The 25,684-nt window shown below is 67.9% G+C and carries 23 protein-coding genes; 14 read left to right on the forward strand and 9 right to left on the reverse strand.

Features of this window, described 5'->3' with window-relative positions:
• Positions 1–125 precede the first annotated feature (125 nt).
• The 8 genes from purF (at position 126) to dgt (ending at position 8,409) form a co-directional block, all read left to right on the forward strand.
• Positions 126–1,631 carry an amidophosphoribosyltransferase gene (gene purF, locus CVM50_RS15720; protein WP_085888381.1) on the forward strand — a complete coding sequence of 502 codons (1,506 nt, stop codon included), beginning with the start codon at positions 126–128 and terminating at the stop codon, positions 1,629–1,631.
• Between the two features lie 502 nt (positions 1,632–2,133).
• The gene (locus CVM50_RS15725; protein WP_085888382.1) at positions 2,134–2,667 is read left to right on the forward strand and encodes a DUF2199 domain-containing protein; all 534 of its coding nucleotides are present in this window, start codon (positions 2,134–2,136) and stop codon (positions 2,665–2,667) included.
• 153 nt (positions 2,668–2,820) lie between these two features.
• The gene (locus CVM50_RS15730) at positions 2,821–3,075 is read left to right on the forward strand and encodes a hypothetical protein (RefSeq protein ID WP_085888383.1); all 255 of its coding nucleotides are present in this window, start codon (positions 2,821–2,823) and stop codon (positions 3,073–3,075) included.
• A gap of 73 nt (positions 3,076–3,148) precedes the next feature.
• The gene (locus tag CVM50_RS15735; protein ID WP_085888384.1) at positions 3,149–3,805 is read left to right on the forward strand and encodes an SDR family NAD(P)-dependent oxidoreductase; all 657 of its coding nucleotides are present in this window, start codon (positions 3,149–3,151) and stop codon (positions 3,803–3,805) included.
• A 304-nt stretch (positions 3,806–4,109) separates the two neighbouring features.
• Positions 4,110–4,892 carry a 5'/3'-nucleotidase SurE gene (gene surE, locus CVM50_RS15740; RefSeq protein ID WP_085888385.1) on the forward strand — a complete coding sequence of 261 codons (783 nt, stop codon included), beginning with the start codon at positions 4,110–4,112 and terminating at the stop codon, positions 4,890–4,892.
• A 96-nt stretch (positions 4,893–4,988) separates the two neighbouring features.
• Positions 4,989–5,642 (forward strand): protein-L-isoaspartate(D-aspartate) O-methyltransferase, encoded by a 654-nt coding sequence (locus tag CVM50_RS15745; protein WP_085888386.1) that lies wholly within the window; start codon positions 4,989–4,991, stop codon positions 5,640–5,642.
• Positions 5,643–5,781: 139 nt separating this feature from the next.
• Positions 5,782–6,990 carry a M23 family metallopeptidase gene (locus CVM50_RS15750; RefSeq protein ID WP_232618267.1) on the forward strand — a complete coding sequence of 403 codons (1,209 nt, stop codon included), beginning with the start codon at positions 5,782–5,784 and terminating at the stop codon, positions 6,988–6,990.
• 72 nt (positions 6,991–7,062) lie between these two features.
• Positions 7,063–8,409, forward strand: coding sequence for a dGTP triphosphohydrolase (gene dgt / locus CVM50_RS15755; RefSeq protein ID WP_085888388.1), 1,347 nt, complete (start codon positions 7,063–7,065; stop codon positions 8,407–8,409).
• 15 nt (positions 8,410–8,424) lie between these two features.
• Here dgt and CVM50_RS15760 read toward each other — a convergent pair whose 3' ends face one another.
• The 7 genes from CVM50_RS15760 to CVM50_RS15790 all read right to left on the reverse strand — a co-directional run bounded on the left by CVM50_RS15760 (position 8,425) and on the right by CVM50_RS15790 (position 14,948).
• Positions 8,425–10,047 carry a caspase family protein gene (locus tag CVM50_RS15760; protein WP_085888389.1) on the reverse strand — a complete coding sequence of 541 codons (1,623 nt, stop codon included), beginning with the start codon at positions 10,045–10,047 and terminating at the stop codon, positions 8,425–8,427.
• Positions 10,048–10,130: 83 nt separating this feature from the next.
• Complete coding sequence (locus CVM50_RS15765) at positions 10,131–10,970, reverse strand: ATP-binding protein (protein ID WP_085888390.1); 840 nt, start codon at positions 10,968–10,970, stop codon at positions 10,131–10,133.
• A gap of 18 nt (positions 10,971–10,988) precedes the next feature.
• Positions 10,989–11,903: a twin-arginine translocase subunit TatC gene (gene tatC, locus CVM50_RS15770; RefSeq protein WP_085888391.1), complete on the reverse strand. Its 915-nt coding sequence runs from the start codon at positions 11,901–11,903 to the stop codon at positions 10,989–10,991.
• A gap of 25 nt (positions 11,904–11,928) precedes the next feature.
• Positions 11,929–12,582, reverse strand: a complete 654-nt coding sequence (gene tatB, locus CVM50_RS15775; protein ID WP_085888392.1) for a Sec-independent protein translocase protein TatB — start codon at positions 12,580–12,582, stop codon at positions 11,929–11,931.
• Between the two features lie 7 nt (positions 12,583–12,589).
• A complete protein-coding gene (gene tatA, locus CVM50_RS15780; RefSeq protein ID WP_085888393.1) occupies positions 12,590–12,805 on the reverse strand; it encodes a twin-arginine translocase TatA/TatE family subunit in 216 nt (71 codons plus the stop codon).
• Between the two features lie 157 nt (positions 12,806–12,962).
• On the reverse strand, positions 12,963–14,054 hold the full coding sequence (locus tag CVM50_RS15785; RefSeq protein WP_085888394.1) for an ABC transporter ATP-binding protein: 1,092 nt from the start codon (positions 14,052–14,054) through the stop codon (positions 12,963–12,965).
• Positions 14,055–14,168: 114 nt separating this feature from the next.
• Positions 14,169–14,948: an SDR family oxidoreductase gene (locus tag CVM50_RS15790; RefSeq protein ID WP_085888395.1), complete on the reverse strand. Its 780-nt coding sequence runs from the start codon at positions 14,946–14,948 to the stop codon at positions 14,169–14,171.
• 150 nt (positions 14,949–15,098) lie between these two features.
• On the opposite strand from CVM50_RS15790, the gene CVM50_RS15795 reads away from it, so the two are divergent.
• From CVM50_RS15795 to CVM50_RS15820, 6 genes are all read left to right on the forward strand, one after another.
• Positions 15,099–16,151, forward strand: a complete 1,053-nt coding sequence (locus CVM50_RS15795) for a Hint domain-containing protein (protein ID WP_085888396.1) — start codon at positions 15,099–15,101, stop codon at positions 16,149–16,151.
• A gap of 319 nt (positions 16,152–16,470) precedes the next feature.
• Positions 16,471–18,078, forward strand: coding sequence for a peptide chain release factor 3 (locus CVM50_RS15800; RefSeq protein ID WP_085888397.1), 1,608 nt, complete (start codon positions 16,471–16,473; stop codon positions 18,076–18,078).
• Between the two features lie 105 nt (positions 18,079–18,183).
• Positions 18,184–19,866, forward strand: a complete 1,683-nt coding sequence (locus CVM50_RS15805) for a glycosyltransferase family 2 protein (protein ID WP_232618268.1) — start codon at positions 18,184–18,186, stop codon at positions 19,864–19,866.
• On the forward strand, positions 19,863–20,855 hold the full coding sequence (locus tag CVM50_RS15810; protein WP_085888399.1) for a glycosyltransferase family 2 protein: 993 nt from the start codon (positions 19,863–19,865) through the stop codon (positions 20,853–20,855). The genes CVM50_RS15805 and CVM50_RS15810 overlap by 4 nt, the downstream gene beginning before the upstream one ends.
• Before the next feature lie 183 nt (positions 20,856–21,038).
• A complete protein-coding gene (locus CVM50_RS15815; protein WP_085888400.1) occupies positions 21,039–22,595 on the forward strand; it encodes a DEAD/DEAH box helicase in 1,557 nt (518 codons plus the stop codon).
• 176 nt (positions 22,596–22,771) lie between these two features.
• Positions 22,772–23,266, forward strand: a complete 495-nt coding sequence (locus CVM50_RS15820; RefSeq protein WP_157792203.1) for a PilZ domain-containing protein — start codon at positions 22,772–22,774, stop codon at positions 23,264–23,266.
• Here CVM50_RS15820 and CVM50_RS15825 read toward each other — a convergent pair.
• Positions 23,235–24,908, reverse strand: a complete 1,674-nt coding sequence (locus CVM50_RS15825; RefSeq protein WP_085888402.1) for a ribonuclease J — start codon at positions 24,906–24,908, stop codon at positions 23,235–23,237. The genes CVM50_RS15820 and CVM50_RS15825 overlap by 32 nt on opposite strands.
• Positions 24,905–25,684 carry a type III pantothenate kinase gene (locus CVM50_RS15830; RefSeq protein WP_085888403.1) on the reverse strand — a complete coding sequence of 260 codons (780 nt, stop codon included), beginning with the start codon at positions 25,682–25,684 and terminating at the stop codon, positions 24,905–24,907. Before CVM50_RS15830 ends, CVM50_RS15825 begins: the two co-directional genes overlap by 4 nt.

The following is a 25,684-nucleotide window of genomic DNA, read 5'->3' on the forward strand; positions in this document are numbered from 1 at the left end:
CACAAGATTCCATGTGATCCTTTCGTGACACTGCGCGTCACCCGGCGTAAGAGGGGCGCGACGGAATGACCGGATTCGGAGCATCTCCCTTGCAGCCCAAGCCCTCAGCCCAGGACGTCGCACAGATGACCAAGGCCGCCCGTAACGCGCCCCCCGCCTCGCTTGCCGCCCAGAAACGGTTTCACGCCCACCCCTTCGACGACGACAAGCTGAAGGAGGAATGCGGCATCTTCGGCATGACCGGGGTGACCGACGCGGCCAACTTTGTCGCCCTCGGCCTGCACGCGTTGCAGCACCGCGGCCAGGAAGCCGGCGGCATCGTCTGCCACCACCCCGAGTTCGGCTTCAACTCCGCCCGCCGCTTCGGCTACGTGCGCGACAACTTCACCTCCCAGGACGTGATGCAGACGCTGCCGGGGCCGCTGGCCATCGGCCACGTGCGCTACTCCACCGCCGGCAAGAAGGCCGCGGTGATCCGCGACGTGCAGCCCTTCTTCGGCGAGTTTTCCCGGGGCGGCGCGGCGATTGCCCATAACGGCAACATCACCAATGCCGACGCCCTGCGTCGCGAGCTGATCGAGCGCGGCTCGATCTTCCAGTCCTCCTCGGACAGCGAATGCATCATCCACCTGATGGCCCGCTCGCTGCAGAAGGACATCCCTAGCCGCATGGAAGATGCCCTGCGCCGGGTCGAAGGCGCCTTTTCCGTCATCGCCATGACCCGCACCAAGCTGATCGGCGTGCGCGACCCGCTGGGCGTGCGGCCACTGGTGCTGGGCCGGGTGGGCGATGCCTACTGCCTCAGCTCGGAAACCTGCGCGCTGGACATCATCGGCGCCGAACTGGTGCGCGAAGTGGCCCCGGGCGAGATGGTCATCATCACCGAGGATGGCCGCGTCGAAAGCCGCATGCCCTTCCGCCCGCAGCCGTCGAAGTTCTGCATCTTCGAGCATGTCTATTTCTCCCGCCCCGATTCGATCATCGGCGGCCGGTCGGTCTATGAAACCCGCCGCCAGATCGGCGTGGAACTGGCCCGCGAGGCCCCGGTCGACGCCGATCTGGTCTGCCCCGTCCCCGACAGTGGCACCCCCGCCGCCATCGGCTTCAGCCAGGAAAGCGGTATCCCCTATGCCATGGGGATCATCCGCAACCAGTACATGGGCCGGACCTTCATCGAACCGACCGAGCAGATCCGCAACATGGGCGTCCGGCTGAAGCTGAACGTCAATCGTGCCCTGATCAAGGGCAAGCGGGTGATCCTGGTCGACGACTCGGTGGTGCGCGGCACGACCTCGCGCAAGATCAAGGAGATGATCCTGGATGCCGGCGCGGCCGAGGTGCACTTCCGCATCGCCTCCCCGCCCACGGCCTGGCCCTGCTTCTACGGCGTCGACACGCCGGAGCGGGAGAAGCTGCTGGCGGCGACCATGTCCGAGGACGAGATGCGCGACCACCTGCAGGTGGACAGCCTGAAGTTCATCTCGCTGGACGGTCTCTACCGTGCCGCGGGCGAGGCCGCAGGCCGCGACAACAGCTGTCCGCAGTATTGCGATGCCTGTTTCTCCGGCGAATACCCGGTGGCGCCCTCGGACCAGATCGAGAAGGGCTTCCAGCTGAAGGCCGCCGAGTAAGGCGCGCCTTGGTCAGATCCATCGTGAAAGGCAGCCTCCGGGCTGCCTTTTTCTTTGCGCATCTGACAGGAGGCGACCTCCCTCCTGGACCTCGCGTCACGAAAACATGTGTTCGTTTGCGATCCTCGCGGGTCAGCGGCGGTTCCCACGTCCGCAAAGACAGCTGCGCGCGCAACTGTCTTTCTGCACACCGTCACGACTTGTCCCGCCCGGGACGCTAACGGCCCGGGCCGCGCCCGTCCGCCCCCTCGGGCGGGCGCGATGCGTCCACCCGCGGACGACTCCGTCCCTTGGGTCAGTCCACAGACCCGGCCTGCCTGCATCTGACTAGAGACTTGAGGCACCGGTCAGAGCTCCAACCGGCGCCGCAGCCCCTGGTCGTCACGGCTTCCCTTGCGGAGGCTTGCCCTTCCCGACTTCTGAAGATGGAACAGCCCCCCCGCCGCAACAGTTGATCCTGCCAGCCCCCCTGCTACACAGGCTCAAACGAAAGGACCCGCCCATGTCTCTCCTCGCTCTCGACGCCCGCTGGCGCCGCCTTCAGGACAAGTTCGGCGGCGTCTTCGACATCGGCTTCGACATGCCGGCTGCCTGGCCCCACGCCGAACCCACCGAGGAGGCGCCCGAGGTCGTGGCCGGCCCCGATCGCCTGGCGCCGGAACTCTGCCGCCTGGGCGACAGCCGGTTCCTCCACGTCATCCTGCCGCTGCCGATCCGGGGCGCCGACGATACGCTCTTCATCGCGCCCTGGGTCGAGGTCGGCGCGGACACCTTCTACGGCTACCTGGATCACATCACCGACGGCGCGCCCTTCGCGCCCGGCACCGGGCAGCTGGCCAACGATCTGCCGCTTTTCGCCGGCAGCCTTGGCGCCGAGGTCGAGCTGCAACCCGGCGGAGAAGGCGCGCGACCGCTGCTGGTGGCCACCGATGGCCCCCTGGCCGAGGCGCAGGACGAGGGCATTTCCTTCGATCAGCTCCTCGATCTCTACGCCGCGACGGATCACGACATCCGCGCGCAGCTCTCCGCCGACTGAGCGCAACCCCCGCGCCCGACAGGCAGCCTGCCGCCTGTAAAACAAGGCCCCCGGGCGTCCCGCCGCCGATCCCCCGGCAGGCGCCTGCGGGGCCTCTTTGCATCGCACGCGCCCCGTGTCAGGACCTCCTCTCGCAAGAACTGGAGAGCCTGAATGACCGACGCCCCCCGGGATCCGGCGGCCACCGCCACCCAACCCGACAGCCTGCCGATGCGCGAACTGTCCCTCATCGGCACCCTGACCGGAAAACCCGTCCCCGAGGCCCTGCTGCGCCTGCCCGGCGGCAAGATCGCCCGCGCCCAACCGGGGGACGAGGTGGCCGGGCTGCAGGTCGCGGCCATCGCGCCCGGCGTGGTGCACGTCCTGCAACACGGCAAGACCTACCGCCTGCTCGTCCCCGGCGGCTGAGGCGCAATCCGCCGCAGCCCTCGGCCCGCGCGCCCTCTTGACCGACGCTCGCAAAAGCCGCACACCCCGGCGCATGGAACAGACCGAAAAGACCTCCGTTGCGCTGGTGACCGGCGCCTCCCGTGGCCTCGGCGCGGCGCTCGCGCTGGAACTGGCGCGCGATCACCATGTCGTCGCCGTGGCGCGCACCGTCGGCGGGCTGGAAGAGCTCGACGACCAGATCAAGAGCATCGGGGGCTCGGCCACCCTGGCGCCGATGGACATCTGCCTGCCCGAGGCCATGGCCCAGCTCTGCCGGTCGATCTACGACCGCTGGGGCACCCTCTCTGTCTGGGCCCATACGGCGGTCCACGCCGCGCCGCTGACACCCGCCTCGCATGTGGATGCGAAGGACTGGTCGAAGTCGGTGGCCACCAACGTCAGTGCCATGGGCCATCTGGTGCCCTATATCGCGCCCCTGCTCGGGCGCAACGGCCAGGCGCTGTTCTTTGACGACCCGGGGGCACCGGCGGCGAAGTTCTTCGCCTCCTACGGCGCCACCAAGGCCGCGCAGATCGCCATGGCCCGCTCCTGGGCGGCGGAGACGGTGAACACTGGTCCTCGCGTCCATGTCATGACGCCGAACCCCATGCCCACGGCCACCCGCGCCCGCTTCTTCCCCGGCGAAGACCGCACGCCCCTGGCCGATCCCGGCGCCGAGGCCCGCCGCCTGCTGGCCGAGATCGCCTGACAGGCGCGCGGCAGGGAGATGGGCAAAGGGTACCCCCTCGGCCCCCTCACCGCGCCCGGTCACCGGGCGCCTCACACCCCTGACGCGCCCCGCCCCTGTCCATTTGTTGGCCGGAAATATCCCGGGGGGAATTGAGCCCGCGAGGGCTCAAAGGGGGGCAGAGCCCCCGCCGGGGACACGCCCGTCCCCGCCTGTCGCCCCCGGGCCACGGACCCGCCAGTCCCACCGCCGCGAGCGCTTGCTCCTCTGCCCCCCCTCCCCTATGCAGGGCGCGAACCAGGCGGACAGGGGCAGGAGCATAGGCATGCGCATTCTCATCACCAACGACGACGGTATCAACGCGCCGGGGCTGAAGGTGCTGGAAGGCATCGCGGCGGAGCTCGCCGGCCCCGAGGGCGAGGTCTGGGTCGTGGCACCTGCCTTCGAACAGTCGGGCGTGGCCCACTGCATCTCCTACGCCCATCCCACCATGATCTCTGAAATGGGCCCGCGCCGTTTCGCCGCCGAAGGCTCGCCCGCCGACTGCGTGCTGGCCGGCGTCCATGACGTGCTGGCCGGCCAGACCATCGACCTGGTGCTCTCGGGTGTGAACCGGGGCAACAACTCGGGCGAGAACGCGGTCTATTCCGGCACCCTGGGCGGCGCCATGGAAGGCGCGCTGCAGGGGCTGACCGCCATGGCCCTGTCGCAATACTACGGCCCGGCCAACTACCAGCTCGACGATCCATTCGAGGCCGCCGCCCAGCACGGCGCCGAGGTGGTGCGCAAGGTGCTGGCGCAGCACAAACCCGTCTCGGGCAGCTACAACACCTTCTACAACATCAACTTCCCGGCCCAGCCCGCCGCCGGCGTGAAAGGCGTGCGGGTCGTCCCCCAGGGCTACCGCCCCGAGACGCGGTTTTCGGTCATCCCCGACACCTCGCCTTCGGGCCGCCGCTTCCTCTGGGCCAAGGGCGGCGACCAGCACAGCCCGGCCACCCCGGGCGGCGACGTGGACGCCAACATGGCCGGCTACATCTCGGTGACGCCGATGCGGGCGGATCTGACCGCCCACGACCTGCTGGAGGGTCTTCGCGCCATCGAATAGGCCAGCCCCCCTTTTCCTGCGGCCCGGTTTGGGCGATCCTCTGCCGACCGTGCCCACGCCGACAAGAGGAGAGCGCCGCACCGCCGGCCCACCCGCATGAGCGACAACGACATTTCCATCGCGGAAAGAAAGATGCAGTTCCTCTTTGCGCTCCGTTCCCGCGGGGTCACCGACAAACGCGTGCTGGAAGCCATGGAGAAGGTCGACCGCGGCGCCTTCATCCGCGGCATCTTCGCCGATCGCGCCTATGAAGACATGCCGCTGCCCATTGCCTGCGGCCAGACCATCTCGCAGCCCTCCGTCGTGGCCCTGATGACCCAGGCTCTGGACGTGCAGCCGCGCGACAAGGTGCTGGAGGTGGGCACAGGATCCGGCTACCAGGCGGCCGTGTTGTCGCACTTGGCGCGCCGCGTCTACACCGTCGACCGCCACCCGCGCCTGGTGCGCGAGGCGAAGAAGGTGATCGACGCCCTCGGGCTGGTCAACGTGACCACCTTCGCCGCCGATGGCTCCTTCGGTCTGCCGGATCACGCGCCCTTTGATCGCATTCTCGTGACCGCCGCCGCCGAAGACCCGCCGGGGCCGCTCTTGGCTCAGCTGAAGCCGGGGGGTATCATGGTCCTGCCCGTGGGCCAGTCGGACCACGTGCAAAGCCTGATCCGCGTGCGCAAGACGGAGACGGGCCTGGACTACGACGAATTGCGCCCCGTCCGTTTCGTGCCGCTGGTCGAGGGGATGGGCAAGGACTGAACACCCGGGGTCCCGCAGACGGGCCCCGACACCGCCGCCGGAGCCAGCCGGCGCCATGGGCCTTCGAGGCCCGCGATACTCCGGCCGCAGACCGGAGGGGACAGGCCCCGCCAGGGGCGCACGGATGAGGATCGAACAGATGACCGGACAGAAACGCAGCCCGGCCCGCCTTCTCGCGGCCACCTGCCTGCTGGCCGTTGCGGCCGGATGCACCTTCGACAGCGACCTGCGCAGCGGGTTCGACACCTTCTCGACGCGGGACGCCGCGCTGAACGCCACCGCCCCTCGGCCCAGCCCCGACAACCGAGGCATCATCTCCTACCCCAACTACCAGGTCGTCGTGGCCCGGCGCGACGATCGCGTGGGCGACGTGGCCCTGCGCATCGGGACGGACCCGGCGGAACTGGCCCGCTACAACGGGCTGGAGGTCGACAGCCGCCTGCGCGATGGCGAGATCCTGGCCCTGCCGACCCGCGTGGCCGAACCTTCGCCCGCCACCGGCGCGCCCGGCACCGGTCCGATCATGAACCCCGGCGCGGTCGACATCTCGGCCATGGCCGGCTCCGCCATCGACCGCGCCTCGGGCAACGAGGTCTCGGTGGCCACCCTGCCCCCCGCCACCCCAGGCGAACCCGCGCGCCAGGTTGGCAACGAACCCATCCGTCACCGCGTCCAGCGGGGCGAGACGGCCTATACCATCGCCCGCCTCTACGGCGTGTCGGTGCGGGCCCTGTCGGACTGGAACGGCCTGGACAGCCAGTTCACCATCCGCGAAGGCCAGTACCTGCTGATCCCGCTGGTCGCCGAAGACGGCAGCCGCACCAGCCGCGCCCCGGTGGTCGAGGAACCCGGCACCGGATCGGCGACCCCCGTGCCGCCCTCCGCCTCTCAGCCCCTGCCGGAAGAGACCCCGCCGTCGCAGCAGCAGGCGCAGCAACAGGCCGCCGAAGCGCGCGAGGATCTGGCCCCCGACCTGTCCTCGGAACAGGCCCCGGCGACGACCACCTTCGACTACCCGCTGCGCGGGCGCATCATCCGCGACTACGAGAAGGGCCGCAGCGACGGCATCGACCTCGCCGCCGACCCCGGGACGCCGGTGAAAGCCGCCGGCAACGGGTCCGTCGCGGCGATCATCGAGGACACTGACCAGCGCTCGGTCATCGTGGTCAAGCACGACGACAACCTGCTGAGCCTTTATTCCAACATCGCCGGCATCTCCGTCGCCAAGGGCGACAGCGTCAGCCGCGGCCAGCAGATCGCCAGACTGCCCTCCGGCTCCGACGCCTACCTGCACTTCGAGGTGCGGCGCGGCCTGGAGACCGTGGATCCCAAGGACTACCTGCCCTGACCGGCCGGCGCGGGCGCCTGACGGCGGCCACGCCCTACGGCGAACGGGATGCAGCAAGAGAAGGCGCGGGCAATGGATTGGGAACGGCTTCTGTCGGCACGACGGCTGGGCGACGACGGCTACCGGGGCACGCCGGGACGATCCGTCTTCGTGCAGGACTACGACCGGATCGTCTTTTCCGAGCCCTTCCGGCGGCTGGCGAACAAGACCCAGGTCCACCCGCTCTACCAGCATGACCATATCCACCACCGGCTGATTCATTCGATCGAGGTGGCCAGCGTCGGCCGGTCGCTGTCGATGCGCATCGGGGAACGTCTGGTGGAGCGCGGCGCGCTGGCGGCGGGCGAGGAATACACCCTGGCCAACGTGGTGCAGGCGGCCTGCGCCGCCCATGACATCGGCAACCCACCCTTCGGCCATTCCGGCGAGGAAAGCATCGGCGACTGGTTCGCCGAACGCTTCGACGCGGGCACCGGCATCTGCGGCGATCTGGCCCCCAGCCTGCGGGAGGAGTTCACGGCGTTCGAGGGCAACGCCCAGGGCTTCCGCATCCTGACCCGGCTGGAAATGTACCGCGGTCGCGGCGGCATGCGCCTGTCGAAGGCCGTGCTGGGCGCCTTCACCAAGTACCCGCTGACCGCCGCCACCCGCGCCGCCCTGCCCGAGGGCACGCGCGGCAGCTATGACGGGCTGAAGAAATTTGGCGTCTTCTCCACCGAGGCGGCCTATTTCGCCGATGTGGCCGAAACCCTCGGCCTGCCGCGCGAGGGGCTGCCGCAGGCGCCCTGGTGGCGGCGTCACCCGCTGGTGCTGGTGGTCGAGGCGGCCGATGACATCTGCTACAATATCGTCGACCTGGAAGACGGGTTCACCACCCGCGACCTGCGCTATGACGAGGTGCGCGCGCCGCTGGAGGCGCTGATCGGCGGCACGCCCAAGGACCGCCGCCCGGACCAGAGCGAGGCCGACCACGTCGCCACCCTGCGCGCCGTGGCCATCGGCGCCGCCGTCACCGCCTGCGTCGAGGCCTTCGACCGGCACTACGACGCCATCATGGCCGGTCAGTTCCCGAAGGCGCTGATCGACGCCTCGGACCGCGCGGCGGAGTTTGCCGCGATCAAGGGGCTGGCGCGCAACCGTCTCTTCACCTCGCCGCGCAAGACGGAGCTGGAGGTTTCGGGCCGCCGCATCGTGCAGAACGTGCTGACCGGCGTGCTGCCGGTCTATGAGGAGCTGGCGACGAAGGGCTGGGAGGCCGACAGGCTGTCCGGTCCGATGGAGCAGCTGCGCCGGGCGCTGTCGCTGGACCTGTCCGAGGTCGACAGCCCGGAAACCGCGTTGCACGGGCTGGCCGATTTCACCTCCGGCATGACGGATCGCTACGCGCTGCGCATCGCGCAGATGCTATCGGGCAACTAGGCGCCCCCCGGCCCCCTAGCAGCGGATCCAACGCGCCACTTTCCAGCTGACCCAGCCGGTGCCATAGGCGGTGCGCACCTGGTGCCAGTCACCCTGCTCCGGGCCGAGCATTTCCATCGCCGTGCCCGAGGGCATGTTGGCGATCGTCTGGCCCTGGCTCGGCGCTGTGCGCAGCGACAGCCAGGCGTCGGGCGGGCGCACGTCATCCACGTAGCAGACCCGATAGCGCGGGGTCAGCGCCTCGATCCGGTCCTGGGCGGCGGCGCGGAAACCGCCCTGCGGGAAGGCCGCCAGATACTCGCGGTAGGCGTGCACCGTGCCGATCCGCTGCGCCGCGTCCCAGGCGCCGGCATCGGCGACCTGCGCCATCTCGGCCTCGCGCAGGGTGATGAACTGTTCGGCCAGGCGCGCCTGATCCGTGTCCGGATAGCGGCTGATGAAATGCCGATAGCCTTCCAGCTCATCCATCTGCTGTGCCACCTGCCAGTCGTGCAGCATCTCCGCATTGGCCGCCTCCGCCTCCAGCCGCGAGATCAGCTGCCGCGCCTCCACCGCATGGGCGCCGTCGGGATAGCTTTGCAGGTACTGGCGGTAATGGAAGGCCGTGTGCCGGGCGCGCATCTCGGCCCAGAAGGCCGCTTCGACATCGGGCATGGGCGCCGGGGCCGTGACCTGGGCCGCGGGCTGCGCCTCCGGCCCGGTACAGACCGCCTCACCGCCGCGCAGGACGGAGGCAAGACAGAATTCCCGCCGGGGCGCGCGCGAATAGTCCAGCTCCTGCTCCATCGACGGGTCCTGGCTGCGGGCGCCATTGGTGCCTTCGCGCGCCAGCGCCGCCACGCGGCCGTTCAGCACGGGATGCAGGTCGCGCAGGCGAATGGCCGGATTGGCGGACAGCTCGCTGACCAGCACGCGGGTGTAGAGCGACAGGTTCACCTCGTCCCCGTCACCGGCCAGCTTCGCGATGCTTTCCTGCCCGCGCTTGGCGGAATAGAAGATCGCCGTGCCGTCGACACGGGCCGGCACGAAGCTGTCGCCGCCGCCGACGCTCTTGCGGGCATTGGGATCGACGGCGAAGGGGGCGTTGCGGCAAGCGTCGTAAAAGACGACGATGCCCGCCGGGTCCACCGATTTCAGGATGTCCAGAACCGCGCTTTCCAGCGGCAGCGCGCGGCGCTTGAAGATCTGCTGGCGCAGGGCCATCGCCGTGGTGCCGACGTTCGGATCCATGTCCACCGGCACCAGGTAGTTCTGCGGATCCCCCTCGAAGGTCAGCCCGTGGCCCGAGTAGTAGACCACCACCGTCGCGTCGGGACGCAGGCGGCCGGCAAACAGCAGCACCTCTTCCTCCAGCCGGTCGCGATCGAGGTTTTCCAGCAGCGTCACGTTGTCGGCCGGATAGCCCATACCCAGGAACAGCTTTTCCATGGCGCGGGCATCATTGGCGGTGACCGCCAGATCGCTGATCGCCCCATCGCGGTAGGCGGAATTGGCGATGATCAGGGCGTAGGAATTGGCGCTGGCCTCTGGCGCCACCTCGCCGCGCACGGCCACCTCGGCGAAGTTCTTCATCAGGGGTTGCGCCAGCGCGGGCGCGGCCAGGGAGCTGAGCAGAAGGGCAAAGAACAGGCGCAGCATGGGGTCCCCCGGGTCCGGCCCCCTACAGGGCTGTCGGGGAAAGGGTGCCGCGCGCCCTGCCCTGCGTCAACTGTCCAGGGGTCTCAGCGTACCGCAACCCCGTGCCGCCCGGCCAGGTCGAGGAAGAACTGCCAGGCCACCCGGCCCGAGCGCCCGCCGCGCGTCGCCTGCCATTCGATCGCCTCGGCGCGCCGGGTGTCCGGATCGATGGACAGCCCGTGGGCCGCGCAATAGCCGTCGATCATCGCCAGGTATTCGTCCTGATCGCAGGGATGGAAGCCCAGCCAGAGGCCGAAACGGTCCGACAGCGAGACCTTTTCCTCCACCGCCTCGCCCGGGTTGATGGCCGAGCTGCGTTCATTCTCGATCATGTCGCGGGGCATCAGGTGGCGGCGGTTCGAGGTGGCGTAGAACAGCACGTTCTCCGGGCGCCCGGCGATGCCGCCATCCAGCACGGCCTTCAGCGACTTGTAATGCTGGTCGTCATGGGAAAACGACAGGTCGTCGCAGAACAGCAGGAAACGATGATCGCTGCCCGCCAGAAGCGACAGCAGGCGACTGACCGAGGGTAGATCCTCACGTTGCAGCTCGATGATCTTCAGGTCCAGGCCCTGGCGCAGCACCTCGGCATGGACCGCCTTCACCAGCGACGATTTCCCCATCCCGCGCGCGCCCCAGAGGAGCGCATTGTTGGCGCCATAACCACGGGCGAATTGCAGGGTGTTGGCCAGCAGGGTGTCGCGCGATCGGTTGATGCCCAAAAGCAGCGACAGGTCCACGCGGGACACTTGCGCAATGGGTTCCAACCGTTCCGGCGCGGTGTGCCAGACGAAGGCATCGGCGCTGTCGAGATCGGGGGCCTCCAACGGCGCGGGCGCCATGCGTTCCAGCGCCGCGGCGATGCGCGTCAGATCCTCGGTCATGCGTCCCCCCTAGAGAGCTTACTTGGTCTCTTCGGCCTCATCGTCGTCATTCGCGCCCTTGCCGTGGATGTCTTCGTCCCACAGACCTTCGGCCTTCAGATAGGCCTCGCGCTTCTTCTCGACCCGCTGGACCAGCCAGATGGAGATCTCATAAAGGCCGTAGACCACGACGAAGAGGACGACCTGCGTCACGACATCGGGCGGCGTCACCAGGGCGGCCAGCACCAGGATGCCGACGATGGCGTATTTGCGCACGTCCTTCAGGCCCTGGGCGCTGACCAGACCGGCCTTGCCCATCAAGGTCAGCAGCACGGGCAGCTGGAAGCAGAGTCCGAAGGCCACGATCATCTTCAGCGTGATGTCGAGGCTTTCGTTGACCTTGCCGTTGAACACGATGTCGATGCCGGTGCTTTCCACCGCCTCGCCCAGGTCGTTGGCGCCCGATGCCAGCGCGGCGACCAGCGACGGCACGTCGGCGAAGCCCAGGAAAAAGGTCATGGCCATCGGCACAACGACATACTGCGCGAAGGCCGCGCCCATCAGGAACAGCAGCGGCGAGGCGATGAGGAAGGGGAGGAAGGCCGATTTCTCGTTCTTGTAGAGACCGGGCGCCACGAAGCGCCACATCTGGTGGCCGATGATCGGGAAAGCCAGGACGAGGCCGCCCACCATCGAGATCCGCACCAGGGTGAAGAAGTATTCCTGCGGCGCGGTGTATTGCATCACCGGGTTCGGGTTGCCAAGCGCGCGCATCGTCTTCTCGATCGGCACCAGCAGGAAGTCCAGAAGCTGCCCCCCGATGGAGAAGCACAGCACCATGGCCACGACGAAGGCCAGAACGCAGCGGATCAGCCGCGTGCGCAGCTCCGCCAGGTGTTCGATCAGCGGCGCGGAGCTGTCTTCAAGCTCGTCCTGCTCGATCTGGTCAGCCATGGATGGGGTTCCTCGTCAATGCGCCTCAGCCCTTGCGGACGGGGCGGCGGCGGGCGGCTGTGGCGCCAGCCTTCTGATTGCGGCGCGGCTGCACGGGGGCGGGCTTGCGCGCGGCCCCTGCGGCCCGTTGACCGGCGGTCTGGCGCAGGCCTTCGGTCTGTGCGGGCGCGGCGGGCTCCGGGTCGATGCGCAGCGCCTTGGGCGCGGGCACGGGCGCCTTGGGCAGCTCCGGTACAGCGAGACCCTGGCCCGTGGTCGTCTTGGCGGTCTCGCTCGCGGCGGCGGCCTCGGCGTCCAGGCGCGTCTGCGCGGCCTTTGCGGTGGACTCGTGGATCTTCTTGGCGGCCTCGGCCCGGTCCGCCGCCAGCTTCGCGGTTTCGCTGCCCTCTTCCCACTTCAGCGGGTTGGCCGCCTGCTTCACCTTGTCCAGCCCGTATTTCTTCGGGTTCGACAGGCCCTTCAGGCTGTTGCTGGCCCCTTTCAGGCTGTCGGTGGCCTCTTTCATGCCCGACTGGTCGGCCGCGTCCTCCATGGCGCGAGAGAACTCGCGCGCCATGCCCCGGGCCTTGCCGACGAACTGCCCGACGGAGCGAAACAGCCCCGGCAATTCCTTCGGTCCGACCACGATCAAGGCTACGATCCCGACCAGCAGGACCTCCGTGCCGCCCATTCCGAACATGCCGTGATCAGGCCTTGTCCTTGGTTTCTTCCGGCGTCACGTCGCGCGCCTCAGCCGACTTCTGCTCTTCGAGCTCTTCGGTGCTGTCGCTCACGCCCTTCTTGAAGGCGGTGATGCCCTTGCCGACTTCGCCCATGAGCGAGGAAATCTTGCCACGTCCGAAGAGGACCAGCACCACGACGGCGATGAGCAGAAGGCCCATGGGACCGATGTTGTTCAGCATTTTGCAGCTCTCCCCTGGATCGGAGGCCTCGCCTCCTTGGTGGTTGACTATCTAATATCTCGCGCGGCGGGTTGAAAGAACCAATGCACGCGCCACCCGGTTTTTTGAGCCAGCGTGCGTTTTCGCGCGACAGGTCGCAGAGGCCCGCGCAGGGCGTCTAGCCCCGCCCGGCGGGAAAGACGAAGCAGCGGTCGCGCCGGATCGTCAGCCACAGCGCCTTGCCCGGTTTGGGCAGGAAGACATTGGGCACCGTGGCCTTCAGAACCGAGCCGTCGTGATCCATGCGGAATTCCACCAGGGACTCGTTGCCCATGAATCGGGCGCGCTGCACGACGCCCCGCGCCGGGGTGCCATGTTCCGCCGTGGGCAGAGGCCCCTGGCCGCTGCGGTCGAAGTCGATGCGCAGGTGCTGCGGGCGGATCACGATCTCCACCTCGGCGCCATCGGGCTGACCCGGCGCCAGGAAGCGGCCGAAGGGCGTCTCGGTCAGGGCGCCTTGAACTGTACCGCGTATAACATTGATGTCACTGAAGAAAGCTACCGCGGCCTTGTCGCGCGGGGCGTTGTAGATGTTGTAGGGTGCGCCCTGCTGCACGATCCGCCCGCCGCGCATCAGCGCGATCTCGTCGGCCATGCGCATCGCCTCGTCCGGCTCATGGGTGACCAGCAGGACGGCGGCGCCCTCCTCCTTCAGCACGTCCAGCGTCTCGTCCCGAATCTCGTCTCGCAGGCGATTGTCGAGACCGGAAAAGGGTTCGTCCATCAGCATCACGCGCGGCTTCGGCGCCAGGGCGCGGGCCAGGGCCACGCGCTGTTGCTCGCCGCCCGACAGATGGTGCGGGTAGCTGTCGATGTGGCGCATCAGGTCGACACGGGTCAGCAGTTCCTCGACCCGGGCGCGCTGTTCGGCCCTGCCGCCGTCGAGGCCGAAGGCGACGTTCTGCGCCACGGTCAGATGGGGAAACAGGGCGAAATCCTGGAACATCAGCCCGATGCGGCGCCGCTCGGGCGGGATGCGGAAATGGGTGTCGCAGATCAGGCTGCCGTCCACGTGGATGGTGCCGCTGTCCTGCATCTCGACGCCCGCGATCATCCGCAGCGTGGTGGATTTGCCGCAGCCCGACGGCCCCAGCAGGCAGGTCACCTGCCCCGGCATCACCGACAGCGACACATCCTGCACGACCGCGCGCCCATCGTAGGACCGGCAGAGGTTGCGGATCTCCAGGCGCGGGGTCTGCTGCTCGGGCACTTTGGCTCTTTTCCGATGAATTACGTCAGGTTCCGCCCCAATAGCAGCCCGCCCCGGCCCGCGCAATCGCGGGCGGGACAGGCCGTCGGGGGCGGATTGCCTCAGGCGTCGAGCCTAGAAGGTCGAGTTGAAGGCGCCGCCGTCCAGCAGAACGTTCTGCCCGATCATGAAGGCGGCATGGGCCGAGCACATGAAGGCGCAGGTCTGGCCGAAGGCCTCGGCCGTGCCATAGGCATGCGCCGGGATGTTCGCCATGCGGGCCTCGCGGGCCTCTTCCATGGTGATGCCCTGCTGTTTCACCACTGCCCCGTCCAGCGAGGCCGCGCGGTCCGTGTCATGGATGCCGGGCAGCAGGTTGTTGATCACCACGCCATGCGGCGCCACCTGGCGCGCGGTGCCGGCGACATAGCCGGTCAGGCCCGCGCGGGCCGAGTTCGACAGGCCCAGCACGCCGATCGGGGATTTCACCGACTGCGAGGTGATGTTGACCACCCGGCCCCAGCCCTGCTCGATCATGCCCGGAAGCTGTGCCTTCATCAGCGCGATCGGCGTCAGCATGTTGGCGTCCAGCGCCTGGATGAAATCCTCGCGTTCCCAGTCGGTCCACATGCCCGGGGGCGGGCCACCGGCGTTGGTCACCAGGATGTCCACCTGGCCCGCGGCCTCCAGCACCTGGGCGCGCCCCTCTTCGCTGACGATGTCGGCGGCGACGGCCGTGACCTCGACCCCGTAGGAGGTGCGGATCTCCTCCGCCGTCGCCTCCAGCGCCTCGGCGCCGCGCGCGTTCAGCACCAGATCCACGCCCGCCTCGGCCAGCGCCAGGGCGCAGCCGCGCCCCAGCCCCTTGGACGAGGCGGTGACCAGCGCGCGTTTTCCCTTGATTCCCAGATCCATGTCATCGTCCTCCTGTGCTGCGGCAGCCGACCCAATTGTGGTTAACCAACTGGAAACTTTCCGCGAAATGATCCGTTACTCGCCCGTATCCCGCCACAATCGCCGCTTAGGCCTTTCGGCAGGACCGAGACCGGAGGTAACCTGAACGCCATGACAAACCTGCCCAGCCAACCGGCTACCGCCATCCCGGTGTTTGTATCCGCCGCGCTCGAAGTCGTCCATGGCGTCAACGAGGGCGACGCCCTGTCCTTTGCCGATGACCTGGTGCCGGATGATATCTACTGGTTCGATGGCCGCGCCCTGCAGGCCCGGATGATGGTCGAGATGCGCGCCGATGGCGCCATGCAGGTGGCGGCCGGCTCGCCCACGGGTGAGGCGGGCCAGGCGCTGCACCTCGACAGCTGCCTGATCTTCATGTCGCCCGATGGCGAGACGAGCGAGGTGCTGGTGCTGGTCGCGGTGGACGACGAGGGCGACGTGGACGAGGTTTACGCCCTGCCCCTGGCGCCCCTTATGCCGCGCCACGACTACCGGCTTGTCGGCATCGACCGCCAGGGCGCGCCGCGCAAGTTCGCCGAGGTGGGTTGCGTCTCCTTCACCCGGGGCACGATGATCACCATGGCCTCCGGCGCGCAGCGCGCCATCGAGGATCTGCAGGTCGGCGACCGGGTGCTGACCCGCGACGACGGCCCGCAGGAGATCCGATGGATCGGCCACCAGACCCATCGGGCCACGGGCGAGTTTGCCCCGATCGTCATCAAGGCCGGCGCCTTGTCGAACAGCAACGACCTGGTGGTCAGCCCCGAACACCGGCTGTTCATCTACCAGCGCCAGGACCGGCTGGGCCTGGGCCGCAAGGAGGTGCTGGTGCGCGCCCGTCACCTGGTCGACGGCGAGACGATCTATCGTCAGGACGGCGGGTTCGTTGACTATTTCCAGCTGCTCTTCGACCGGCACGAGATCATCTATGCCGAGGGCATCGCCGCCGAGACCCTGCTGCTGGACACCCGCACCATGGCGGCCCTGCCGCCCGAACTGGACCCGGAGCTGGGCCGCGTGCTGAAGAACGCACTGCCCCGCCATGCGGATCAGGCGCACCTGCGGTTCGAGGTGGCCCCCAAGACGCTAGACCGCCCCGATGCGCTGGAGCTGCTGCGCGACGCCCTGCGCGGGGTGACGCCCCCCACCGCCCGGCGCCACTGACGGCACGGGCAGAGGGGGCGCTGCCCCCGTCTCCGTGCCGGAGACTCCCCCGGAGTATTTCCGGCCAACGTATGGGGGGAAAGGGCGCCCCGGGCGGGCCGGACCGCCGAAGATGCCCCGTCGCGCCGGTTGGAGCCGACGGATGGCCGGCGGCCCCGGGCGCCCGCCCTTGTCTTCACCTTGTTTCAAATACTCATCTGCGCGACAGTCGCCGCAGGCACCACGCTCCCCGCCTTTCGCTGCCGCCAGCCATGGGCAGTCAGCCGCACGGCCACGCAGCGCGCTTGCCCTTTTTCCGATCCCTGATATACGCCGCAACATGCTCGATACCGCTTCCAACCGCCCCAAATTGCCGCCCGAGATCGCCCGGCGCCGGACCTTCGCCATCATCTCTCACCCGGATGCGGGGAAGACGACCCTGACGGAGAAATTCCTGCTCTACGGCGGCGCCATCCAGATGGCCGGCCAGGTGCGCGCCAAGGGCGAGGCGCGGCGGACGCGGTCGGACTTCATGCAGATGGAGAAGGACCGGGGCATTTCCGTTTCGGCCTCCGCCATGTCCTTCGATTTCAAGGAATTCCGCTTCAACCTGGTGGACACGCCCGGCCACAGCGACTTCTCCGAAGACACCTATCGCACCCTGACGGCGGTGGATGCGGCGATCATGGTGATCGACGGGGCCAAGGGCGTGGAGAGCCAGACCCAGAAGCTGTTCGAGGTCTGCCGGTTGCGCGACCTGCCGATCCTGACCTTCTGCAACAAGATGGACCGTGAAAGCCGCGAGGTCTTCGACATCATCGACGAGATCCAGGAGAACTTGGCAATCGACGTGACGCCGGCCAGCTGGCCCATCGGCATGGGCCGCGATTTCCTCGGCTGCTACGACATGCTGAACGACCGGCTGGAGCTGATGGACCGCGCCGACCGCAACCGGGTGGCGGAATCCATCCGCATCGACGGTCTGGACGATCCCAAGCTGGATGAACACATCCCCGCCGACCTGCTGGAGAAGCTGCGCGAAGAGGTCGAGATGGCGCGCGAACTGTTGCCGCCGCTGGACCGTCAGGCCCTGCTGGACGGGACGCTGACGCCGATCTGGTTCGGATCCGCCATCAATTCCTTCGGAGTGAAGGAGCTGATGGACGGCATCGGCACCTACGGCCCCGAGCCGCAGGTGCAGGCGGCCGAGCCGCGCCAGATCGCGCCGGAAGAAACCAAGGTCGCGGGCTTCGTCTTCAAGGTGCAGGCCAACATGGACCCCAAGCACCGCGACCGGGTGGCCTTCCTGCGCATGGCGTCGGGCCACTTCAAGCGCGGCATGAAACTGACCCATGTGCGCACCAAGAAGCCCATGTCGATCTCCAACCCCGTGCTGTTCCTGGCCTCCGACCGGGAACTGGCCGAGGAAGCCTGGGCCGGCGACATCATCGGCATTCCGAACCACGGCCAGCTGCGCATCGGCGACACGCTGACCGAGGGCGAGGCGCTGCGCGTCAGCGGCATCCCGTCGTTTGCGCCGGAACTGCTGCAAAGCGTCCGCGCGGGTGACCCGATGAAGGCCAAGCACCTGGAAAAGGCGCTGATGCAGTTCGCCGAGGAAGGCGCCGCCAAGGTCTTCAAACCCGCCATCGGCTCCGGCTTCATCGTCGGCGTCGTCGGCGCGTTGCAGTTCGAGGTGCTGGGCAGCCGGATCGAGATGGAATACGGCCTGCCGGTGCGGTTCGAGCCGTCGCAGTTCACCTCCGCCCGCTGGGTGAAGGGGGACCGCCTGGCGGTCGACAAGTTCGTCAACGCCAACAAGCAGCACATTTCCTACGACCATGACGGCGACGTCGTCTACCTGACGCGCCTGCAGTGGGACATCGACCGGGTCGACCGGGATTACCCGGACATCACCCTGTCGGCCACGAAAGAGATGATGGTCTGACTTGCAGGGGAGCCGCCCAGTGGGCATTGTCGCGCCATGAGCGGCTCCTCGACATACGGCGGTTTTCGCCGCGTTATCACCCAGATGGAAGGGCGCCGCGCGCCCATGACCTTCGGCCCCGGCGAGGCCCTGCCCCCCGAGGATCTGGATTTTGCCCCACTGAAGACTCGGCTGGTGCGCCCGGTCGAAGAGCCCTTCCGCTCCTCCGACAGCACCTTCGCCTACAAGCTGCGCGAGTTGTCGGCCCAGTTCGAGGGCGAGCCAGAGCTGCTGGCCCTGCACGGGCTGCTGATCGCCAGCCTGCGGCGGCGGGACCAGCCCGCCCAGACAGCGCCGCTGTTCCTGCGCATGTGGCGCGAAGAGCCGGAGTTCCTGCTGGAACACCTGGACGCGCGCTGGCTGATTTCGGCGGTGACCACCTTCGCCGACCATGGCGAGACAGAGGTGCAGCGGCGCCTGGGCCAGGCGCTGACCGTGCTCTTCTCCACCATCAAGCTTTATGAAACCGAGCGGCTGCATTCCGGCATTGAGCCCTGGGAGGCCTTCACCGAGATCCGCAAGCGCCCGCGCCGCCTGGCGCTGAAGATGGACGCCTATGCGATCCATTCCGGTGGGCTGGACGTGAACATGCTGGGCCGGCTGTGGCAGGACGCCTCGGAGGACGCGGTGATCTGGCCCCTGGCGCAACGCCTGTTGTTGCTCTTGGACGGGGACGACCGCAATGTCTTCCGCCGGTTCAAGCTGATGCGCGAGGCGCGGCAGACCAAGACCGCACGCGAGTCGAAGAAGCTGTTCGAAATCAAGAGAGTGAGCGACCGCTCCCGCGTGGCCTCCACCGCCGGGCAGCGCATCGAACACGATCCGCACAAGATCCGCTGGGGGGTCGTAAGCACGGTGAAGGCACCACTGGCGCGGATCGCCCGCTTCGCCGCCTATCACCTGAAGGAAGGCGCGGCGCAGATCGACCTCTACCTGGATCAACCCGATCCCGTCGTGGGGCAGTTCTTCGGGGACGAGCCCCGGGTGCGCGTGACCCAGTGCGACGAGGCCTACTGGCAGGCGCAGGACAAACCCCGCCCCGAAACGCACCAGCTGCGCCAGCTGCGCAATGCCACCCTGGCCTACCGCGCCAGCGAGCTGGATTTCCTCGCCCATATCGACGTTGACGAATACCTGATGCCGCCGCAGCCGATGAACTGGGTGCTGGCCCATCTGCCCGACAAGATCGCCGCACTGCAGATCCGCCCGGCCGAGATGCTGGCCGGGTCCGAGCGGCACTTCAAGCTGACCGATCGCGACGCGGGGCATGAGAAATACGCCCTGGCCGCCGTCTATCCCACCTTCGGTGGCCATCTGAAGGGCGGCTTCCTCAGTCATGTGACCGGCAAGGTCATCGTGCGCACCGGGCTGGAGGACGTGCGCCTGTCGGTGCATCACCTGACCCTGAACGGGGCCAACGTGCAGAACCGCGCGGTCCTGCTGGGCGGCTACGTGGGCCATGCCCATGTCCGGTCCTGGGCCGAGTTCCGCGAGAAGCTGGACTTCCGCCTGACCGAAGGGTCTTACCGCAAGAAGGACGACCGTTTCGGCCTTTACGACGTGGTCGAATTCCTGCGCGAGAGCGAGGGGGAAACCGGGCTGCACCAGCTTTACGAGGAGGTCTGCGCGGACACGCCCGAACTGCGGGAGAGGCTGGGACAATACGGCATGCTGCTGACCCGCGACCTGGAGCTGGACGACTGCTGTCGCCGGGTCTTCGGGCGTCTGCCGGAGGAGCAGCCGGCATGAGCGACAGCTGGGCCGCCGTCGCCACCGTCAAGGCGCCGGTCGAAGAGGTGCTGTCCTTCGCCGCCTGGCACCTGGAGCTGGGGGCGGCAAGGCTGCACATCTACCTGGATGACCCGGAGGACCCGGCCTACCCGATCCTGAAGGCCCATCCGAAGATCCGCGCGATGCAATGCGACGACCGCTACTGGCGGCGCGTGGCGCGGGACGGCCGCCCCGACAAGCACCAGATGCGCCAAACCCTGAACGCCAGCCACTGCTACAACGCCAAGAACCGGCACGACTGGCTGGCGCATATCGACGTAGACGAGTTCCTGCTGCCCGACCGCCCCGTGGCGGAGATCCTGGCGGCCCTGCCACCCGACGTCCTCTCGGCCCGCATGCGCCCGATGGAGGTGCTGGCCCGCCCCGACCGCCCTGAGGAGCAGGGGCCCGACGCGGAGGGATCAGACACGGAGGCGCCAGTGCATCTGCGCGCCTTCTCCCTGCCCCTGGCGCAACGCCATGCGCAAACGGAACGGATCTACCCCGAGTTCGGCGCCTTCCTGAATGGCGGGATGCTGTCGCATGTTGCGGGTAAGCTCTTCGTCCGCAGGGGGCTGCCCGATGTCCGGTTCCGAATCCACCGGGTCCTCAGTGCGGGCGAGGCCGACCCCGGCCAGCAAGAGCTGCCGGAGATCCCGGTGGCGCATTTCCACGCGACGTCCTGGGCGGACTGGCAGGCCCATTACCGCTTCCGCCTGGATCGCGGCGCCTACCGGGCAGAGCTGAAACCACCGCGCCGGGCCGACGCGGGATCGGTCAACCTGCACACATTGCTGTCGACCCTTGAGGACAGCGAAGGGGACCCCGGCCTGCGCCGCTTCTTCGACGAGGTCTGCGCCGACACCCCGGCCCTGCGCGACCGGCTGGCCGCCGAAGGCCTGCTGCGCGAGGTGACCATGGACTTTGCCGCCCTGCGGGCCCGCCATTTTCCCGATGTGGGCGCCTGAGGCGGCGCGAAACCCTCTGTTTCGTGTCAGACAGCGTCACAAGATCCCACGCTCGTTGACCTTTTGGCCCGTCTAAGGTATGCGACGGCACGTAAATCGCGATGCCGTGAGGCGCGCGGGGGCGCTCTGCCCCACGACGTTAGACGCTACGGGCCAAGATGTGTCCGTATAGATCGGATACAAATGACCAAGTTTTCTGACCTCGACCTGGACCCGAAGGTCCTCAAAGCCATCGCCGACGCCGGGTATGAAACCCCGACGCCCATCCAGGCCGGGGCGATTCCCCATGCCCTGAAGGGCAAGGACGTGCTGGGCATCGCGCAGACCGGGACCGGCAAGACCGCCTCCTTCACCCTGCCGATGATCACCCGCCTGGCCAAGGGCCGTGCGCGGGCTCGCATGCCGCGTTCGCTGGTGCTCTGCCCCACGCGGGAACTGGCCGCGCAGGTGGCCGAGAACTTCGACCAGTACACCAAGTACATGAAGCTGACGAAGGCCCTGCTGATCGGCGGCGTGTCCTTCAAGGAGCAGGACGCGCTGATCGACCGTGGTGTCGACGTGCTGATCGCCACCCCCGGCCGCCTGCTGGACCATTTCGAGCGCGGCAAGCTGCTGCTGACCGGCGTCGAGGTGATGGTGGTGGATGAGGCCGACCGGATGCTCGACATGGGCTTCATCCCCGACATCGAACGCATCTTCTCGCTGACGCCCTTCACCCGTCAGACCATGTTCTACTCGGCCACCATGGCGCCCGAGATCGAGCGCATCACCAACACCTTCCTCTCCGCGCCTGAGCGGATCGAGGTCGCCCGCCAGGCCACCACCGGCGAGAACATCGAGCAATCGGTGGTGATGTACAAACCCAGCCGCAAGGACCGCGAAGGCAGCGAGAAGCGCCGCATCCTGCGTCAGCTGATCGACATGGAAGGCGAGGCCCTGACCAACGCCATCGTGTTCTGCAACCGCAAGACCGATGTCGATGTCACCGCCAAGTCGCTGAAGAAATACGGCTATGACGCTGCGCCGATCCACGGCGATCTGGACCAGTCGCACCGCACCAAGACGCTGGACGGCTTCCGCGACGGCTCGCTGAAGATCCTGGTGGCTTCCGACGTGGCCGCGCGCGGTCTCGACGTGCCCTCGGTCTCTCACGTGTTCAACTTCGACGTGCCCTCGCATTCCGAGGACTACGTGCACCGCATCGGCCGCACCGGCCGCGCCGGGCGCAAGGGCAAGGCGGTAATGATCTGCGTGCCCCGCGACGAGAAGAACCTGGCCGACATCGAAAAGCTGGTGGAGCGCGAGATCCCGCGCCTGGAACTGCCGGGCGTGAAATCCGCCCCCAAGGCGGAGGCCCCCGAGACCGCTGGTGAAGAGGCAAAGGACGCCAAGCCCGAGGGCAAGCCCAGCCGGTCGCGCACCCGTTCGCGCTCGCGCAAGCCTAACGAAGAGCAGACCCCGACCCCCGAGGCCGTGACCGAGGCCGCCGCAGAGGCGCCCAAGGCCGAGGACAAGGCTCCTGCGGCCCCTGCCAAGGCCGAGGCTGCCGAACAGCCCCGCAATGAGCCGAAGGCCGAGCGCAACGACCGTCAGGACAACCGCGGCGGCGGCTCCGACCGGTCGCGCGGGTCGTCCTCGCGCGGCGGCAAGGGCCGTGGCAACGACAAGGCCGTGGTCGGCATGGGCGACCACCTGCCCAGCTTCATCGCGCTGTCCTTCGACGAGCGTCGCGCCAGCTGAGGCGCCCCTCCATGAAGATCGACAAGGCCGCCTTCGGGCGGCCTTTTTCGTGGCCCCTGCCCCCTTCTGTGATCTGCTGAATTCGCCTCACTCTAGCGGCAGGACTTCAGGGAAAGGTAACCCCTGCTCCCGATGCTATGGCAGGCCGAAGGGCATCACGGGAAAGGGCCACGCGCATGAGCATCGTTCTACCGCCGCAGAACCAGCAGAACCGGCGGCGCTTTCCGCGCTATCCGCTGCGGCGCCCCTGCTCGCTGACCATGGGCGACCTGACGATCTCCGCCATGCTGGTGGATATTTCGCTGGGGGGCGCGGGGATCTGCCTGCCGATGCATGTCGCCAACTACGGCGCCTCGGGTGGCACCCCGGGCCGCATGCTGTTCCGACTGGAGGATGTGGGACATTTCCGCGCCAGCCCGCGCTGGTCCTCGGACCGCCGCATGGGGCTGGAGTTCGCGCCCGTCGCACACCGGGCGCCGGCGCTTCTGAACCTGCTGGCAGAGTTGGAGGAGACCCATGCGGGCGCCCCACCACTGGTCACCGCGGGCGATGACCTCGATTTCGCCCGCGTCACCGCCCGTGGGCACGGGCGTAAGGGGGCGGCGCAGGCGGCCGCACTGGCCGCCCGCGAGGCGCTGATCAGGCGGTCAGGCGCGACACCACAACCGTGACCTCGGGCTTCTTGCCGATCTCGTCGTTGGCGGAGTTGCGCACGATGCGGCGCAGGGCCTCTTCCAGCTTGTCGTCGTCGCGCAGGGTCTTGGCATCGGCCCGGCCCAGGAACTGGCTGAGGTCATGTTCCAGGATGTCCGACAGCGGCGATTTGGACTTGCCGGTTTCCGGCAGGCCCATCAGGTCGCACCAGGGATCGCCCAGGGGTTCGTCCTGCTCATCCAGCACGGCGGTCACGGTGACATGGCCGTTCAGGGCCATCCGGATCCGGTCGCGCACGACCCCGTCCAGGTAGCCGATCTGCACCGACCCATCGAGGTAGGTGCGCCCGGTCTCGATATGCTCGACCACCTTGGGGGCATTGCCCGACAGGTCCAGCATCATGCCGTTCACGCAGACCTCGGCGCCGCGGCCGGCGGCCATGGCGATCTTGGCGTGTTCGCGCAGGTGGCGGTGTTCGCCGTGCATCGGGATCACCATCTGGGGATCCGTCACGCGATGCATGGTTTCCAGGTCCGGACGGTTGGCATGGCCGGACACGTGGTAGCGCCCCGAACTGTCGTCGACCACATCCACGCCCAGCTCGCTCAGCTGGTTCATGATGGCGATGACGCCCTTCTCGTTGCCCGGAATGGTCTTCGAGGAGAAGAGGAACAGGTCCCCTTCCTTCAGGGTCATGCCGTGATGCTTGCCGCGCGCCAGCTGGGCGGAGGCTGCCCGGCGTTCGCCCTGGCTGCCGGTGACCAGCAGCATCAGGTTCTCGCGCGGGATATCGCGCGCCTCTTCCGGGCTGACCACGGTGGGGAAGCTGGACAGCACTCCGGTTTCCAGACCCGCCTCGACCATGCGACGCATCGCGCGGCCCATCAGGCAGATCGACCGGCCCGCGCGTTCGGCGGCCTCGGCCAGGGTGCGGACCCGGGCCACATTGGAAGCAAAGGTCGTGGCGACAACCATGTACTTGGCTTCGGCGATCAGCTTCTCGACCTCGGGGCCCACCTCGGCCTCGGAGCGGCCGGGGTTCGGGCTGAAGACGTTGGTGCTGTCGCAGACCAGCGCCTTGACGCCGCCCTTGGCCACGTCGGCCCAGAGATCCGGATCCCAGGCCTCACCGACCAGCGGATTGCGGTCCAGCTTGAAATCGCCGGTGTGCAGCACGCGGCCCGCGTTGGTGTCGATCACCAGGCCCGAGCTTTCGGGGATGGAGTGGGAGATCGGCAGGAAACCGATCTTGAAGGGCCCCACCTTGATCTGTTCCGGCCAGGCGGAGGCGGTGGTCACCGCATCGTCCGCCACGCCGTATTCCGCCAGCTTGCCGCGGGCGATATTGGCGGTGAAGGCACGGGCGTAGATCTTCGGCTGGCCGAGACGGTCGTACAGGTGGCCGACGGCACCGACGTGGTCCTCGTGGGCGTGGGTGATGAACACCGCCTCCAGCCGATCGCGGTTCTGTTCCAGCCAGGAGATATCGGCAAAGATGATGTCGACCCCCGGGGTGGTGTCCATATCCGGGAAGGCCACGCCCATGTCGACCAGGATCAGCCGCTCCTGCCCGGGTTCGCCATAGCCGTAGACGTAGGCGTTCATGCCGATTTCGCCGGCGCCGCCCAGAGGCAGGTAGATCAGCCGTTCGTTGCTCATGCGGTCCCCAATGACTGGTTGTGGTCGTGGATGATCCTGAGGCCGTGGATGGTCAGGAACTCATCGAAATGGTCGAACAGCGTATCGCCCTGCTGGAACAGGGGTGCAAGCCCCCCGGTCGAGATAATCGTCATGGGCCGTTCATATTCGCCCTTGATCTGGTCGCAGATGCCCCGGACGAGGCCGACATAGCCCCAGAAGACCCCGCTTTGCATACAGGCGACGGTGTTCGTGCCGATAACCTTCTGCGGCTTGGTGACGTCCACATGGGGCAGCGCGGCGGCTGCCTCGTGCAGGGCCTGCAGCGACAGGTTGACGCCCGGCGCGATGACACCGCCCACATAGGCGCCGTCCTGCCCCACCACGTCGAAGGTGGTGGCGGTGCCGAAATCGACGACGATCAGGTCCCCGCCGTAGCGGTCATAGGCACCTGCGGCGTTCACCAGCCGGTCGGGGCCGACCTGTGTGCCCTCGTCCACCCGCGGCTCCACCGGCAGGCCGCATTCGGGCTTGCCCACCACCAGCGGGCGACAGTTGAAATAGCGATCCGCCAGGACCCGCAGGTTGAAGACCACGCGCGGCACGGTCGAGGAGATGATGACCGCGTCGATGTCCATCGGGATCCTGTGGTGCGCCAGCAGCGTGGACAGCCAGACGTAATACTGATCCGCCGTCCGCTGATGTTCGGTCGAGGTGCGCAGCGTGCACAGGAACCGCTCGCCATCCCAGATGGAGAACACGGTGTTGGTGTTGCCGCAGTCGATTGCCAGAAGCAT

This window comes from Pseudooceanicola marinus (assembly GCF_002786295.1).
In the GTDB taxonomy this organism is placed as follows: domain Bacteria; phylum Pseudomonadota; class Alphaproteobacteria; order Rhodobacterales; family Rhodobacteraceae; genus Pseudooceanicola; species Pseudooceanicola marinus.